We start from the raw sequence: 14,851 nt of genomic DNA, 5'->3' as shown, positions 1-14,851 counted from the left end.
TGCGCTCCCATCGTGTCACAAGACCCGTCGGCGCGTAGACATGGGGGCTGTGGTACTGAGTGCCATAAGGTAACAGTTATGACCTCACGCATTCTTGTGGTCGACGACGACACCGCGCTCGCCGAGATGATCGGCATCGTGCTGCGCACCGAGGGCTTCGAGCCGGTGTTCTGCGCCGACGGTGCGCGGGCGGTCGATGAATGGCGCGCACAGCGCCCGGACCTCGTGCTGCTCGACCTGATGCTTCCAGGCATGGACGGCATCGAGATCTGCTCCCGGATCCGCGCCGAATCCGGCGTCCCTGTCATCATGCTCACCGCCCGCAGCGACACGGCAGATGTGGTGCGAGGGCTCGAGGTCGGAGCCGACGACTACATCGTCAAGCCCTTCAACCCGAAGGAGCTCGTCGCGCGCATCCGTACGCGGTTGAGGCCTACGTCGCAGAACGTGGGGGAGCAGCTGCGAGTGGGAGACCTCACCGTCGACGTCGATGCCCATGAGGTGCGCCGTGGCACGGCTCCCATCGCCCTGACACCTCTGGAGTTCCAGCTGCTCGTCGCGCTGGCTTCGAAGCCGCAGCAGGTGTTCTCGCGAGAGATGCTGCTCGAGCAGGTCTGGGGCTATCACTACAAGGCCGACACGCGCCTGGTGAACGTGCACGTGCAGCGCCTGCGGGCGAAGGTCGAGCTCGACCCGGACAACCCCAAGATCGTCATGACGGTGCGGGGCGTCGGCTACCGTGCCGGGGGCGCGGGCTAGGACCACGATGGCCGCGACCACAGCGACCACCACGGCGGTCGCTGTCATCCGCGACTGGCGTGGTTGGCCGACCGTCCTCCGGGCGCTGTGGCGCAGTTCCCTGCGGTTCCGAACGCTGACGATCACCCTTCTGCTGACGTCGACGGCGATCCTGATCACCTGCGTGACCATGGCGCTCGTGATCCAGAGCGATCTCTTCGAGTCGCGCAAGAACGAAGCGCTCGAAGATGCGGCGCGCTCGGTGAATCAGGCTCAGGCGACCCTCGACGCCACTGCGCTCGGCGACGATCCGGCCGCCCTCCCCGAACTCTGGGACAGCGTGCAGGAGGACCTGGGACGCAATTCGACGGCCGAGGGCCTCGCCGGATTCCGCATGGAGGTCGACCCGGACATCCCGCTCAACGGCTTCACCGCAGGGCTCAGCGACAACCTGATCAGCTCCGGGCTGAGAAACAGGGTGGTCGAGTTCGACGACTGGCAGTCGTGGCAGTCCGTGTCGCTCGAGGTCGGCGGTCGGGAAGTACCAGGGATCATCGTCGGCCAGCAGCTGCGAGTGCCCGAGGCCGGTCCGTTCGCGATCTACTTCGCCTACGACCTGGCCGATGCCGACAACACCCTGCTGTTCGTGCAGCGCACCCTCTGGGTCGCCGGCATCGGCCTCGTCGCCATCGTCGCCGCGATCTCCTTCATCGTTCTCCGCACGGTGTCGACCCCCATCGTCGAGGCCGCCGAGACGAGCGCGCGACTGGCCTCGGGCGACCTCGGAGTCCGCATCGACGTGCACGGCGAAGACGAGATCGCCACGCTCGGACGCTCCTTCAACGCCATGGCCGACAGCATCGAGTCCCAGATCAAAGAACTGGGCGAGCTGTCGCTCGTGCAGCAGCGCTTCGTGTCGGATGTGTCGCACGAGTTGCGGACTCCGCTCACCACGATCCGTCTCGCGGCCGACATGCTGAACGACCAGCGGGGTGCCTTCGACCCGACGACCGCACGCACCACCGAACTCCTCCACACGCAGGTGCAGCGGTTCGAGACTCTGCTGTCGGACCTGCTCGAGATCAGTCGCTACGACGCGGGCTCCGTGCAGCTCGAACTCGAGGCCACGAGTCTCGCGCATCTCGCCGAGGACATCATCGAGCAGATGCAGCCTCTCGCCGACGACCGGGGCAGCGAGCTGAGGCTCGTGGCACCGGGCGGGTACTCGCCGGTCGACATGGATCCGCGGCGTGTGCGCCGAGTGCTTCGCAACCTGATCGGCAACGCGATCGAGCACGGCGAGGGCAGGCCGATCGTGGTCACCGTCGACAGCAACCAGCACGCCGTGGCCGCCGGTGTCCGGGACTTCGGTCTCGGCATGGATCCGGCCGATGCGGAGCGGGTGTTCGACAGATTCTGGCGGGCGGACCCCTCTCGCCAGCGCACGCTGGGGGGCACGGGGCTCGGACTGTCGATCGCGCTCGGCGACGCGACTCTGCACGGTGGATCGCTCGATGTCTGGTCCGAGCTCGGGGTCGGCACGAACTTCGTGCTGACACTGCCTCGTCGGGGTGACGCGACGGAGGGCCCTTCGCCCATCCCCATCGAGCCTCAGGAGCGTCTCGGAGAACCCGGCGACGCCACGCAGCCGATCCAGCTCGCCGACGTTCCGGCCGAGCTCTTCGATCGAGGGAGCATCGAATGACGGCCAGGACCCGACGCACGCTGCGCGGGCTCGCTATCGCGACAGCTGCGCTTCTCCTGTCTGCGTGCACGGGCCTCCCGACGACCGGAGACGTACAGAGGGGCAATCCGCTCGGGGCGTCCCCGGAGGGTCAGGACTTCCTCCCGCTCGCCTCAGATCCCGTCGACGGCGCAGGCCCGGAGGAGATCGTCGAGGGCTTCATGGAAGCGGCGATCACTCCCGCTGACAACTGGGACACCGCTCGGAGATTCCTCACCCCGGAACTCGCGTCGACCTGGCGTCCGAACACCGGGGTGTCGATCGACGTGAGCGCCGCGACGCGTTCGTTCGTCTCGAACGTCGAGGACGACAGCGAGGCGGAGGACGGAGACACCGCCGACGTGCGAGTCGCCTTCGACCAGATAGCCAGCGTCGACGCGACCGGGGCCTACTCCGAGGCCTTCGGCGCCTCCAACTCCGCCTTCGTGGTCGAGCGCACGAAGGGCCAGTGGCGGATCGCCGAGGCTCCGGACGGTGTGGTGATCGACGAGTCGAGGTTCGCGCGGGTCTATGACGACTACGCACTGCAGTACTTCGACCAGACCTGGGAGCGTCTCGTGCCCGACGTGCGCTGGTTCCCCAGACGCGCCACGGTCGCCACGACCATCGCGCAGTCGCTGATCGGCGGGGCACCGCGGCCGTGGCTCGACCCCGCCGTGCAGAGCGCGTTCCCACAGGAAGTGCAGCTCGCCCGCGACGCCGTTCCGATCGACCCGGATCAGATCGCCGATGTCGCACTGAACCGAGCGGCCCTCGGTCTCGACCCCACGACCCTCGCACGCATGCGCACGCAGCTTCAGGCCACCCTCGTCGCTGCGGGGGTGCAGATCGACCAGGTGCGTTTCACGGTCGACGGGCGGGCGTTGGAAGCCGGTGTCGTCGAGGTCGTGACCGATACGGCGGATGCAGGCAGTCTCGTGATCAAGGACGGGACGTTCGGGATGCTGGTGGGTGGCGAGATCACCCCGATCCCGGGTGTCACGGATCAGATCCTCAACGCGGGTCAGCCGGTCACAGCGATCGACGTGTCGGTCGACAGCTCTCGCGCGGCCGTGCAGCTGATCGACGGGCATGTGTGGCTCGCTGGAGACGGCGGCTTCGATGAACTGGATGCGCGCCCGTCGCTGGTGCGGCCGTCGCTGGACCCCTACGACTACACCTGGTCGGTGCCCTCGAATGCGCCTGCCGCTCTGCAGGCGATCGGGAGCGACGTCGCCCCGCAGACCATCGCGGGCGCGTGGCCCGAGGCGTCGACGGTCTCCGCCATCCGAGTCTCCGCCGATGGCGCCCGAGTGGCTGCAGTCGTCGTGATCGGAGGAGAACGCTGGATCGTCGTCTCCTCGGTGATCCGCGACGAGACAGGACTGCCCACCGAACTCGGCCCGACCGAGCCGATCGCGCAGCTCGACGGCAGCGCCGTGGGGCTGGTCTGGCTGGGGGCCGACCGCCTGGGCCTGCTGACCGACCCGGGCGACCGGATGGTCGTCACGCAGGTGGTCGGAGGGCCGGGCGAGACCGAGGTCGGCCCGACGGGCGCGGTGTCGATCGCGGGTGCGCGAGCCGCCACCGGCCTGCGGGTCCTCGGCGCCGAGGGTGCTGTGTTCGCGCGAACCGGGTCGGCGTGGAGCGAATCGGTCACGGGAGTCTCGCTTCTCGCCACCCGAGCAGGTCACTGAGCGCGACTGCCTCTGCACGGCGGGCCTGTGAGGGCTGAACACTCACAGCGGGCGGGTTCCGCACAGGGCTGCGGTCGAGAGGCCTCGGCCGGTGGGACAGGATCGACGGATGCTCTCGCATCCGCTCGCCCGTGCCATCGGTGTCGAGGTGCTCGCTCTGCTGCTCGCAGCGACCTGCGCAGGCTGCGGTCGCCCTGAGACGATGCTGTGCGACGCGTGTCGAGAGGGCATCCGAGCAGCGCCCTTGATGCGACGCACGCCGAGCGGCCTGCTCGTCCGGGCCGCCATGCCGTTCGAGTCCATCGCGTCCCGGTGCATCCGCAGGCTCAAGGATGACGGCGAGACGATGCTCGCGCGCCCGCTCGGAGCGGCGTTGGGTGAGGTTCTCGCTGGCGTCGTCGATGCGCAGGCCGAACTCGATGACCCGGTGCGCCTGGTGCCGATCCCCACGTCGCAGAGTGCGTTCCGACGGCGGGGCTACCGGGTTCCCGATCTGCTGATCAGGCGGGCGGGTGCGGCGCCGGATCGCCTGCTCGTGCGGAGGGGGCGACGTGCGGATCAGCGCGGACTCGACTCGGCGAGCAGGGCGGAGAACGTGCGGGGGAGCATGCGATCACGATCGGCCATCGGGGGCGGGGCGATCGTGCTCGTGGACGACGTCGTGACCACGGGAGCGACTTTCGACGAAGCGGCTCGCACGCTGAGAGGGGCCGGCGCCCGGGTCGTCTCTGCGGTCGCGCTCGCCGCGACACCCCGTCTCGGCGAACGGAATGCGAACGCATCGGAGACACGCAGCAAATGACCCGTGACATCGGAGGTCAGGCGGACTACCGTTGGGGGTCACAAGGCGACCACGGTCCGCCCTTGGCCGGGAGGACCGGGACAAGGAGGCAGCAATGGAAACGAGCATCGTTGGCGTCGGGGTGGGTATCACCGACCGATTCCGCACCGTTGTCGAAGAGAAGATCGCCAAGATCCAGACGTTCGCGTCCCGTGCGCAGCGGCTGGATGTCAAAGTCACCCACCGGGTGTATCGCAACGGTCATGTGCCGGATGAGACCGTCGAGCTGACGCTCATCAGCAAGGGGCCCGTCGTTCGCGCCGAGGCCACGGACGGAGACAAGTTCGTCGCACTCGACATGGCCGTCGACAAGATGGCCGAACAGCTTCGTCGGGCCAAGGAGAAGCGAGTCGACGGACGCCAGCATCCGCGTGGGGCGCACTTCGAGAAGGAGAGCGGTGCGCTCGAGGGCATCGACGTCCAGCCGGCATCGGTGGAGGTCCTTCGCGCGGTCGCGACGGGCGCTGTGCCGATCCAGAACGACGACGACGAGGTCTACTCGCCGGTGGTCATCCGCACCAAGAACTTCGGAGCGGAATGGATGACCGTCGAAGAGGCCGTCGACCGGATGGAGCTGGTCGGGCACGACTTCTTCCTGTTCGTCGACGTGCGCACCGATCACCCGAGCGTCGTCTACCGACGCAAGGGCTGGGACTACGGTGTGATCGCGCTCGAGACGCAGGCTCCGCCCACTGAGGCACTCGCCTCCTGAGGCTGATACGACGACGGCCCGGCTCCAGAAGGAGTCGGGCCGTCGTCATGTGCTGAGGATGCGGGTCAGTCGAAGATTCCGTCGAGAATGCTCCCGATGACCAGGCCGCCCAGAATCCCGGAGGCGACGTCGCTGCCCCCGCCGCGTCGGCCGCCGCCGCTCCAGCCGCCTCCGCCCCAGCCGTCGCCGCCACCCCAACCCTGGTCCTGCGGACGGGATGAATCGATGTCCCGCTGCGCGAGCTGCAGGGCTTCCGAGGCGAGGTGCGCGACGCGCCGAGCGCTGGCCAGCGCTTCATCGCGGGTCTCTTCCGCCGGAAGCAGGTCTGAGAGATCGACGCGCAGCCTCTCGGCCTCTGCGAGGCGAGTGCGGGCATCCGCACCGATCCAGCCCCTGTGCCCCGCGATGAGTCCGCGAGCGACGCCCAGCTGACGATCCGCGTCGTCGATCGCGTGCTGCACCTGCTGGATGCTGGGCAGCGGGTGCGCTTCACGGTGGCGGGCGGTGGCGATCGCGTCGTCGAGCGCGGTGTTCGCATCGCGCAGCCGCGACAGTTCCGCGAAGGGGTCACCGGGTGAGCCTGCGGGCGACAGTGCGCTGAGTGCGTCCTGGAGGGCGGAGACCGCAGCGGTGACCGCCGGCACCTGCGGAGCGGTCCGGGCTGCGATGAGGTCGCTGCGCGAGTCAGCGACGACCTCCGCGAGGGTCGACTCCGCGCGCAGCGCCTCGATCTCGAAGTCCTCGACGGCATCCAGCAGAGCGGAGGCGCGGCGCGTCGCCTCGGTCGCGGTCTCGAGGGCGAGGTTCGCCTCCTCGTTCTGCTTCGCGGCGCGTCGACGCTCCGACACGGCGGCGCCATGAGTGGCGAAGGCGATCAGCTGCTCGGCTTCCGCGGCGCTGGCCGCGATCTGGTGCATCGCTGAATCCGCGTACCGCGAGGAGAGACGGGCGACGGTCTCGTTGGTCTGCGGGATCCGCGCGCTCAGCGTCTCGGCATCCGCTCGCACCTGGGCGATGACCTCGGGCGCTCGACGCACCTTCGAGATCGATGTCGCGAGGTCCGACGTCTTCTCATCGAGCAGGTCCTGCGCCCAGTCGCACAGCTGCACGATCCGAGCGTTGCGGGTGCGGAGCTCCTCTGGAGTGTCGGGGATCTCGTCGTGGTTGAGCTGGTGGAGCTGAAAAGCCTCGCGCAGGTGAGTGCGCACCGCGCTCAGCGCCTTCTTCAAATCCCGAGTCAGCTGCTCGCCGAGCTCGGCCTCCGCGAACGCCAACTCGTCGGAGGTGCTCCTGATGCGCTCGTCAGCGGAGACGAGTGCCTGCTCTGCGCGGCGAGCCAGGTCGGCGTCCTGTGCGGCCAGTTGTTCCTGCTCGCGCTTGCGTCTGCCCCATATTCCAGCCATAGGACTGATCCTAGTTTCCCGGGCGACGTCACTGGCTGTGCATACGCTTGAGGCGAACTGCGCTCAGGCGAGCGCCGCGACCTCTGTCCTCGACGGACGGCCGCGCTTCGGTCGCTCGGTCGTGAGCTCCAGAGCGAGCGCGTGCTGGGGATGCTGTGCGAGACGGGTCTGCACATGGTCGAGCCAGCGGAGCTCTGCCTCTGCGGTGAAGATCATCGAGTCGACGACGAGCGACCACGCGAGCCCCTGGGGACTGTCGTCCTCGCGTGACTTCCTCGCCGTGGTGAGTTGCTCGAGATGCTCTTCAGACGCCACGCGCTGGGTCTCGATCACGCGAGTCGCATCTGCGCCGGGAAGCGTCGCCGCGACGGCCAGCTTGATCGCGAGCTCGTCGCGGGTGGCCTGGCTCCGCGCGACGGGGGAGGCCAGCCAGCGGTCGACCTCGAACGACCCGACGTCGGTGATCTCCCAGTACACGTGGCCCTGCAGATCGGCGGCTCCACGCTCGACGAGTCCGTCGCGCTCGAGGCGCTCGAGCGTGTTGTAGATCTGACCGACGTTGAGCGGCCAGACCGAGCCGGTGCGTCGGTCGAACTCGTGACGGAGCTGGTAGCCGTAGCACGGGCCCTGCGCGAGGATCGCGAGCAGACTCTGTCGGACCGACATGTGGACCTCCCGGTGTCGAGGAACAATATATACATACTCGGAAATGTCATGGCGGCGCGCCATGCGGACGACGTCCAGGTCACGGACGGGTAACATGACAAGGTATGCCTGGCACGCGCCCGACAAGCGGCGCCGCCGGAACCATCGACAGGGAGATGACATCTGTGGCGAATCCTCTTGAGAAGCTGCTGCGCGCTGGAGAAGGGCGGGTCATCCGTCGCCTGAACCAGGTGGTCAAGGCCGTGAACGCGCTGGAAGAGGACATCTCCAAGCTCACGGACGACGAACTGCGCAACGAGACCGCCGAGCTGCGCGAGCGGTTCGCGAAGGGCGAGTCTCTCGACCAGCTCATGCCCGAGGCGTTCGCCGCGGTGCGTGAGGCGGCGAAGCGCACGCTCGGCATGCGTGCGTACGACGTGCAGATCATGGGTGGTGCCGCACTCCACCTCGGCAACATCGCCGAGATGAAGACCGGTGAGGGAAAGACCCTGGTCGCCACGTTCCCGGCCTACCTGAATGCGATTGCGGGCGAGGGCGTCCACGTGATCACGGTCAACGACTTCCTCGCGAGCTACCAGGCCGAGCTCATGGGCCGCGTGTACCGGGCACTCGGCATGTCGACGGGCATCATCGTCTCCGGTCAGACGCCGGCTGTCCGCCGCGAGCAGTACGCGTCGGACATCACCTACGGGACGAACAACGAGTTCGGCTTCGATTACCTTCGCGACAACATGGCGTGGCGCAAGGAAGACCTCGTCCAGCGTGAGCACTACTTCGCGATCGTCGACGAGGTCGACTCGATCCTCATCGACGAGGCTCGGACGCCGTTGATCATCTCAGGCCCTTCGTCAGGTGAGGCCAACCGCTGGTTCGCCGAGTTCGCGAAGATCGCCCGCACCCTCGAAGCAGGCGTCGACTACGAGGTCGACGAGAAGAAGCGCACCGTCGGCGTGCTCGAACCCGGCATCGAGAAGGTCGAGGACTACCTCGGCATCGACAACCTCTACGAGTCCGCGAACACCCCCCTGATCTCGTTCCTCAACAACTCGATCAAGGCTCTCGCGCTCTTCAAGAAAGACACCGACTACGTCGTCATGAACGACGAGGTCATGATCGTCGACGAGCACACCGGCCGCATCCTGGTCGGCCGCCGCTACAACGAGGGCATCCATCAGGCCATCGAGGCGAAGGAGGCCGTGCCGGTCAAGGCCGAGAACCAGACTCTCGCCACCGTCACGCTGCAGAACTACTTCCGTCTCTACGACAAGCTCGCCGGCATGACCGGTACCGCCGAGACCGAGGCGGCCGAGTTCATGTCGACCTACAAGCTCGGCGTCATCCCGATTCCCACGAACCGGCCGATGATCCGCAAGGATCAGTCGGATCTGGTCTACAAGAACGAGACCGCCAAGTTCGCCCAGGTCGTCGAGGACATCGCCGAGCGCCACGCGAGCGGCCAGCCGGTGCTGGTCGGCACCGTCAGCGTGGAGAAGAGCGAGTACCTGTCGCGACTCCTCGCGAAGAAGGGCGTCAAGCACGAGGTCCTGAACGCGAAGAACCACGCGCGCGAGGCCGAGATCGTTGCACGCGCCGGACGACTCGGCGCCGTCACCGTCGCCACCAACATGGCCGGCCGTGGAACCGACATCATGCTCGGCGGCAACGCCGAGTTCCTCGCCGTGCAGGAACTCAAGGGCAAGGGGCTCGACCCGGTCGAGACGCCCGAGGAGTACGAGGTCGCGTGGGACGAGACCTACGAGTCGATGAAGGCGATCGTGGCAGAGGAGGCCGAGAAGGTCATCGAGGCCGGCGGCCTCTACGTCCTGGGCACCGAGCGCCACGAGTCGCGTCGGATCGACAATCAGCTGCGAGGCCGTTCCGGTCGTCAGGGCGACCCGGGTGAGAGCCGCTTCTACCTGAGCCTCACCGACGACCTGATGCGTCTGTTCCAGTCGGGGGCCGCCGAGGCGATCCTGGCCCGCACCAACTTCCCCGACGACGTCCCGATCGAGTCGGGTCTCGTGTCGCGGGCAATCCGCAGCGCCCAGTCGCAGGTCGAGTCCCGCAACGCCGAGATGCGAAAGAACGTCCTCAAGTACGATGACGTCCTGAATCGTCAGCGTGAGGCGATCTACGCCGACCGTCGCCACATCCTGCAGGGCGACGACATCGCCGATCGGGTGCAGCACTTCATAGAAGACGCGATCAGCGGCGTGGTGCGGGATCACACAGGCGAGGGGCACAACGAGAGCTGGGACTTCGACGCACTCTGGACGGAGCTCAAGACGCTCTACCCGGTCAGCGTGACGATCGACGAGGTCGTGTCCGAGGCCGCCGGCCGCAAGGGCGGCATCACTGCGGACGGTCTGACCCGCGAACTGCTCTCGGACGCGAAGATCGCCTACGAGACCCGCGAAGAGTCGCTCGGAGAAGCGGCCACCCGCGAGCTCGAGCGTCGTGTCGTGCTCCAGGTGCTCGACCGTCGCTGGCGCGATCACCTCTACGAGATGGACTATCTCAAAGACGGCATCGGTCTTCGCGCGATGGCGCAGCGCGACCCGCTCATCGAGTACCAGCGCGAGGGCTACGCGATGTTCCAGTCGATGATGGGTCAGATCAAGGAGGAGTCCGTCGGGTACCTCTACAACCTCGAGGTCGAGGTCCGCCGGGCGGGCGACTCGCAGACTGCCGAGGTCGAGGCCAAGGGCCTCGCCGAAGGCGGCGGAGACCAGCGCCTCGAGTACTCAGCGGCGAACGATGCCGGCGAGGTCGAGGTCCGAGACGACCGAGGACAGGTTCAGCAGGCTGCGACCGAGAAGCTCCGCCAGGCGGCTGCGGCGCGTCAGGCGCCGGCCGAGCCGGCCGACGCAGAGGATGCTCCGCGCGGTGCATTCGGCCAGCGCACGGAGGCCCCCGCAGCACCTGCCGGCAACCGTGAGCAGCGCCGGGCGCAGAGCAAGAAGAAGAAGTAGCCAGGAAGTTCGATGAGGGGCCGGTCCGGATGGATCGGCCCTTCTTCGCGTCATTGTAGGCTTGCGCAATGACACCAACGCGCCACTTCGACCAGTCGTCGAAGCTCAAGAACGTCCTGTACGAGATCCGTGGAAACACGCTCGTCGAGGCGGCGCGGCTCGAGGCCGAGGGACACCGGATCCTCAAGCTCAACACGGGGAACCCCGCCATCTTCGGCTTCGAGGCACCCCACCAGATCGTGCACGACATGCTCGCGGCGCTTCCGACCGCGCACGGATACAGCGACAGCAAGGGGATCATCTCGGCACGCCGCGCCGTGGTCAGCCGGTATGAGGAGATCCCCGGGTTCCCCCGGTTCGATCCCGAGGACGTCTTCCTCGGAAACGGCGTGTCCGAGCTCATCACGATGACGATGCAGGCGCTCCTCGACGAGGGCGATGAGGTGCTCATCCCGGCCCCCGACTATCCGCTGTGGACTGCCATGACGAGTCTGGCTGACGGCACTCCCGTGCATTACCTCTGCGACGAGGACAACGGCTGGCAGCCCGACCTCGAGGACATCCGATCGAAGATCACTCCTCGCACCAAAGCACTCGTGATCATCAACCCCAACAACCCGACCGGCGTGGTCTACTCTCGCGAGGTCCTCGAGGGGATGGTTCAGATCGCGAGGGAGAACCAGCTGCTGCTGCTGTCCGATGAGATCTACGACCGCATCCTGTTCGACGGTGCGGTGCACATCCCGACAGCCACGCTGGCGCCTGATCTCCTGTGCCTGACGTTCAACGGGCTCTCGAAGACCTATCGAGTCGCCGGATTCCGGTCCGGATGGCTTGTGATCACCGGGCCGCAGGACCACGCGAAGGGGTTCCTCGAGGGGATCAACCTCCTCGCGTCCACGCGCCTCTGCCCGAACGTCCCCGCGCAGTACGCGGTGCAGGCGGCTCTCGGGGGAGTGCAGTCGATCGATGCGCTGATCGCTCCGACCGGACGCCTGCACGAGCAGCGCGACATCGCGTGGGAGGGGCTCGAGTCGATTCCCGGTGTCTCCTGCGTCAAGCCGGTCGGTGCCCTGTACGCCTTCCCTCGTCTCGACCCGAATGTCCACGAGATCAGGGACGATGCGAAGCTGGTCTACGACCTGTTGGTCTCCGAGCACATCCTTCTCGTGCAGGGGACCGGCTTCAACTGGCCGACGCCCGACCACCTCAGGCTGGTCACGCTCCCCGAGCCTCGTGTGCTCGCAGAAGCCGTCGAGCGCCTCGGGAACTTCCTCTCGAGCTACCGCCAGTAGACGTGTGCGACGTCGCCGAGCTGTACGTCTCGGCGATGCGACGCACGCCGGCGATCAGGGTCGAACGCGGGGTGAGGTCTGCCATCGGGCGGGCGTGCAGCAGAGCGGAGTCAGCGGCGCGCTGATCGAACGGCAGGAACGCGATGTCGGTGATGCCCGCGAATCTCTCGAGAGTGCGCCGGATCTGACCACGCGCGTCGATGCCCAGGGGGCCGGGTCGGACGCGGTTCACCACGACCCTGATGGGCGTGGGGGCCGTGAGTCGTCGGAGCTCGGCATGCTCCCTCACGAAGCGACTGATGCCGAGCGGGTCGGCCGACGCGACCGCGATGATCGCATCCGCCTCCTGCAGCGCCGCGACCGTGGCCGCGTGACGGCGCGGTCCGGCGAGGTCGTAGGTCGCTTCGTCGTCCGCGTCGAAGGCGCTCGCCACGTCGACGACGGTCTCCTCCGCCCAGCTGCGGCAGGCGCGCAGAGTGGTCTGCAGACGACTCGCTCCGAGTTCCGGCCAGCGCCCTGGCCGATTGATGCCGCCGAGGACCTCGATCTCGCCTGCGCTCGTCGCGAGGATCGTCGCCAGCCTCGTGAGCTCGGCTGAGTCGAGTGCGCCGAGTTCTGCGCGTCGGCACGCGGCGGCGATGCCGGGCGCATCGTCGCTGAGCCCCAGAAGCAGCGCAAGTGACGGAGCGACGGTGTCGGCATCGACCAGGGCGGCGCGCCGCCCCGTCCGGCAGAGTTCGACTGCGAGTTGGATCGCGATGGTCGACCTGCCAGGGGCGCCGGAGGGGCCCCAAACGACCGTGACGCGATGCGGAGGTGATGCTTCATGCCCGGTGATGCGCGGGATATCAGCGGTGAGTGCTGCCGCGACTTCCCAGCCGTTCGCATCAGCCGGAAGCGCGGTGGTGAGTCCGTAGCGTCCGAGCAACCTGCTGTCGCTGTCGCCGAGCGGGATGATCCGCACGCCAGCCCTGTCGCACTCGGCGACGAGCTCGGATGTCAGAACGGCGCGGGTGGCGACGACGATGGCCGCATCGACGCCTTCGGGCAGAGGAAGGACTCTGTTCGGCGGCACGACGGAGACCACAGTGATCCCCTCCATCTCGAGCTCGTCGGCCAGACCTCGCGCGCGGGCTTCCGGAACAGCGACGAGGACCGAGGTCATGAGGTCGAACCGATCGGCACGACCGAGAGGACAGAGCCGCCGGTGATCGCGGCCAGCACCTCGGCGACATCCGCTCGGTCGATCACGACCTCGGCGGTCGTGCCGTCGGCCGAGAGCATCCCCTCCGCCTTCGTGACCGATGTGACGATGGCGTCGGCCACGAGGATACGAGGCGGACCCTGACTGCCGCTGTCGTCGACCGGTGGCGAATGCCAGAGCTCGATGACGCTCCCGGCGGCGACATCGGCCGGGATCCCCGTGCTGCTCTCGACGACGATCGTGGTCGTCCTGTTGGCATCGGCGCTCTCAGCGGCAGAGGTGGCCAGGAGCTCTCCTGCGAAGACCGTGCGGGACGCGACCTGGCCGGCGTGCAGCTCTTGCGGTGCCAGGTAGCGGTCCGTCACCGTGCCGAGTCCGACTTCGACCACTTGGAAGTCTTCCGAGACGAGCGCTTCACCGAGAGCGATCGTGCGCGTCGCCTGAAGCACCGGCGTCGTGGTGCCGGAGGAGGAGACGACGGCCCACACGCCGCCGATCGACAACGCGACGACCGCGATGCCGATCAGAAAACGGGCGTCACCCCAGACGGCGCGGCGGGAACGGACGAACTTGCTCATGTCGACATGGTCACAGAAATCGATGAGCCCGTTCGAGACTTATCCACAGCATCGGATCGGCGCTGGTGCTCCGGCACGGCAGGAGGACAATGGGAGCATGCCTCATTCCTCTCAGCCCGCGCAGGGCTTCCTCGCGCCGGCCCAGGTGGCGGAGCTGCTGAGCATCGAGGTCGACGAAGTCATCGAGCTCGTCTACGAGGGGCGTCTGCGCGGGTCCAAGCTCGGCGCACCGGCCAGATGGCGCATCGAGGAGTCGAGCCTTTCGGAGTATCTCGACGAGCAGTCGGAAGAGGCCAGACGGATGGCCCTGTGGCGTCAGGCCAACGAGGCGAGCTTCCCGGAGGTCTGGGGTACATCCCGCCGTCACGGCATCTGATCTCCGACGGTCTGCACCGAGGACACCGCGGCGAACGGGATGATCTGAAAGCTGCGGACGGCCGAGGCGATCCGCGCCTCGCCAGGATCATGCAGAGCGAGGTCCAGATGATCCGCTCCCGCCCTGTCGATCGTTCCGTGCATGTTGGAGTCGTCGACGCTGACTATTCGCACCGGCACCCGCCGCCTGGCGAGATCACGCAGAACGAAGCCGAGCGACATGCGCTCGCGGAGCACAGGCGCGGAGCCGTCATGCTCGTCCAGACTGGACAGCAGCAGGCCATGATCGACGGTCAGCCCGCGCACCGCGTGCAAAGGAACGATCAGGGTCGACCGCGTCGTGGTCGATTCCTCGGCCTGCGCGATCGTCGCGGCGATCCAATCCGAGCCGAGCGCGTCGAGCCGGGCCCGCACACGAGTTCCGCCGGGCAGGTCGATGGTCGTCGGAGCTGCTGCGGAGCAGAGAACCCTGAGACGGCTGCGAAGCTCGAGTCGCGAGATGCGCAATCGTTCGGATTCGGCATCCAGCGCCGCGCGCTCGCTCTCCCACTCCGAGGCGAGCTGGCCTTCGAGGTCTTCGAACAGTCGATCCCAGTGCACGCGCCCCACCGTAAGCGATGTCCGGGAAGGCATGTACGAGTTATCCA

General features: G+C 67.5%; 13 protein-coding genes. 8 read left to right on the top strand and 5 right to left on the bottom strand.

The genetic code is table 11. The annotated features are described in order from the left end of the window. Positions 1-78: 78 nt before the first annotated feature. The 5 genes from mtrA to hpf all read left to right on the top strand — a co-directional run bounded on the left by mtrA (position 79) and on the right by hpf (position 5,711). A complete protein-coding gene (gene mtrA / locus RU09_RS16445) occupies positions 79-759 on the top strand; it encodes an MtrAB system response regulator MtrA (protein WP_042541929.1) in 681 nt (226 codons plus the stop codon). Between the two features lie 7 nt (positions 760-766). Further along, a complete protein-coding gene (gene mtrB / locus RU09_RS16440; protein WP_042541928.1) occupies positions 767-2,443 on the top strand; it encodes an MtrAB system histidine kinase MtrB in 1,677 nt (558 codons plus the stop codon). After that, positions 2,440-4,158 carry an LpqB family beta-propeller domain-containing protein gene (locus tag RU09_RS16435; protein ID WP_042541927.1) on the top strand — a complete coding sequence of 573 codons (1,719 nt, stop codon included), beginning with the start codon at positions 2,440-2,442 and terminating at the stop codon, positions 4,156-4,158. Before mtrB ends, RU09_RS16435 begins: the two co-directional genes overlap by 4 nt. A 109-nt stretch (positions 4,159-4,267) precedes the next feature. Beyond that, on the top strand, positions 4,268-4,960 hold the full coding sequence (locus RU09_RS16430; protein ID WP_042541926.1) for a ComF family protein: 693 nt from the start codon (positions 4,268-4,270) through the stop codon (positions 4,958-4,960). A 94-nt stretch (positions 4,961-5,054) separates the two neighbouring features. Further along, positions 5,055-5,711 carry a ribosome hibernation-promoting factor, HPF/YfiA family gene (gene hpf, locus RU09_RS16425; protein ID WP_042541925.1) on the top strand — a complete coding sequence of 219 codons (657 nt, stop codon included), beginning with the start codon at positions 5,055-5,057 and terminating at the stop codon, positions 5,709-5,711. Positions 5,712-5,776: 65 nt separating this feature from the next. On the opposite strand, the gene RU09_RS16420 is transcribed toward hpf, so the two are convergent. After that, the gene (locus RU09_RS16420) at positions 5,777-7,114 is read right to left on the bottom strand and encodes a hypothetical protein (RefSeq protein WP_042541924.1); all 1,338 of its coding nucleotides are present in this window, start codon (positions 7,112-7,114) and stop codon (positions 5,777-5,779) included. Between the two features lie 63 nt (positions 7,115-7,177). Then, a complete protein-coding gene (locus tag RU09_RS16415) occupies positions 7,178-7,780 on the bottom strand; it encodes a PadR family transcriptional regulator (protein ID WP_042541923.1) in 603 nt (200 codons plus the stop codon). 164 nt (positions 7,781-7,944) lie between these two features. Here RU09_RS16415 and secA point away from each other — a divergent pair, with 164 nt between their 5' ends. Together secA and RU09_RS16405 are read left to right on the top strand one after the other, a co-directional pair. Beyond that, positions 7,945-10,752, top strand: coding sequence for a preprotein translocase subunit SecA (secA, locus tag RU09_RS16410; protein WP_042541922.1), 2,808 nt, complete (start codon positions 7,945-7,947; stop codon positions 10,750-10,752). 68 nt (positions 10,753-10,820) lie between these two features. Next, positions 10,821-12,047, top strand: a complete 1,227-nt coding sequence (locus RU09_RS16405) for a pyridoxal phosphate-dependent aminotransferase (RefSeq protein WP_042541921.1) — start codon at positions 10,821-10,823, stop codon at positions 12,045-12,047. Here RU09_RS16405 and RU09_RS16400 read toward each other — a convergent pair. Both RU09_RS16400 and RU09_RS16395 read right to left on the bottom strand, forming a co-directional pair. Beyond that, positions 11,971-13,212 (bottom strand): AAA family ATPase, encoded by a 1,242-nt coding sequence (locus tag RU09_RS16400; protein ID WP_052493011.1) that lies wholly within the window; start codon positions 13,210-13,212, stop codon positions 11,971-11,973. The two genes, RU09_RS16405 and RU09_RS16400, sit on opposite strands and share 77 nt — an antisense overlap. Continuing rightward, a complete protein-coding gene (locus RU09_RS16395) occupies positions 13,209-13,829 on the bottom strand; it encodes an SAF domain-containing protein (protein WP_042541920.1) in 621 nt (206 codons plus the stop codon). The genes RU09_RS16400 and RU09_RS16395 overlap by 4 nt, the downstream gene beginning before the upstream one ends. 97 nt (positions 13,830-13,926) lie before the next feature. Between RU09_RS16395 and RU09_RS16390 the strand changes: the two genes are divergently transcribed. Further along, positions 13,927-14,205 (top strand): helix-turn-helix domain-containing protein, encoded by a 279-nt coding sequence (locus RU09_RS16390; RefSeq protein ID WP_042541919.1) that lies wholly within the window; start codon positions 13,927-13,929, stop codon positions 14,203-14,205. Here the strand turns inward: RU09_RS16390 and RU09_RS16385 are convergent. Next, complete coding sequence (locus RU09_RS16385; protein WP_042542167.1) at positions 14,193-14,804, bottom strand: hypothetical protein; 612 nt, start codon at positions 14,802-14,804, stop codon at positions 14,193-14,195. The genes RU09_RS16390 and RU09_RS16385 overlap by 13 nt on opposite strands. Positions 14,805-14,851 lie beyond the last annotated feature (47 nt).

It is taken from the genome of Microbacterium sp. MEJ108Y, assembly GCF_000834175.1.
Lineage (GTDB): Bacteria > Actinomycetota > Actinomycetes > Actinomycetales > Microbacteriaceae > Microbacterium > Microbacterium forte.
The sequence above is the reverse complement of the archived record's forward strand: the minus strand, read 5'-3'. Positions and strand labels throughout refer to the sequence as shown.

Bases quoted from the DNA above. Each gene is read 5' to 3' on its own strand.
- RU09_RS16430 (WP_042541926.1), top strand. From the start codon at position 4,268: ATGCTCTCGCATCCGCTCGCCCGTGCCATCGGTGTCGAGGTGCTCGCT.
- RU09_RS16420 (WP_042541924.1), bottom strand. From the start codon at position 7,114: ATGGCTGGAATATGGGGCAGACGCAAGCGCGAGCAGGAACAACTGGCC.
- mtrB (WP_042541928.1), top strand. From the start codon at position 767: ATGGCCGCGACCACAGCGACCACCACGGCGGTCGCTGTCATCCGCGAC.
- RU09_RS16405 (WP_042541921.1), top strand. From the start codon at position 10,821: ATGACACCAACGCGCCACTTCGACCAGTCGTCGAAGCTCAAGAACGTC.
- RU09_RS16400 (WP_052493011.1), bottom strand. From the start codon at position 13,212: ATGACCTCGGTCCTCGTCGCTGTTCCGGAAGCCCGCGCGCGAGGTCTG.
- RU09_RS16415 (WP_042541923.1), bottom strand. From the start codon at position 7,780: ATGTCGGTCCGACAGAGTCTGCTCGCGATCCTCGCGCAGGGCCCGTGC.
- hpf (WP_042541925.1), top strand. From the start codon at position 5,055: ATGGAAACGAGCATCGTTGGCGTCGGGGTGGGTATCACCGACCGATTC.
- mtrA (WP_042541929.1), top strand. From the start codon at position 79: ATGACCTCACGCATTCTTGTGGTCGACGACGACACCGCGCTCGCCGAG.
- RU09_RS16390 (WP_042541919.1), top strand. From the start codon at position 13,927: ATGCCTCATTCCTCTCAGCCCGCGCAGGGCTTCCTCGCGCCGGCCCAG.
- RU09_RS16395 (WP_042541920.1), bottom strand. From the start codon at position 13,829: ATGAGCAAGTTCGTCCGTTCCCGCCGCGCCGTCTGGGGTGACGCCCGT.
- RU09_RS16435 (WP_042541927.1), top strand. From the start codon at position 2,440: ATGACGGCCAGGACCCGACGCACGCTGCGCGGGCTCGCTATCGCGACA.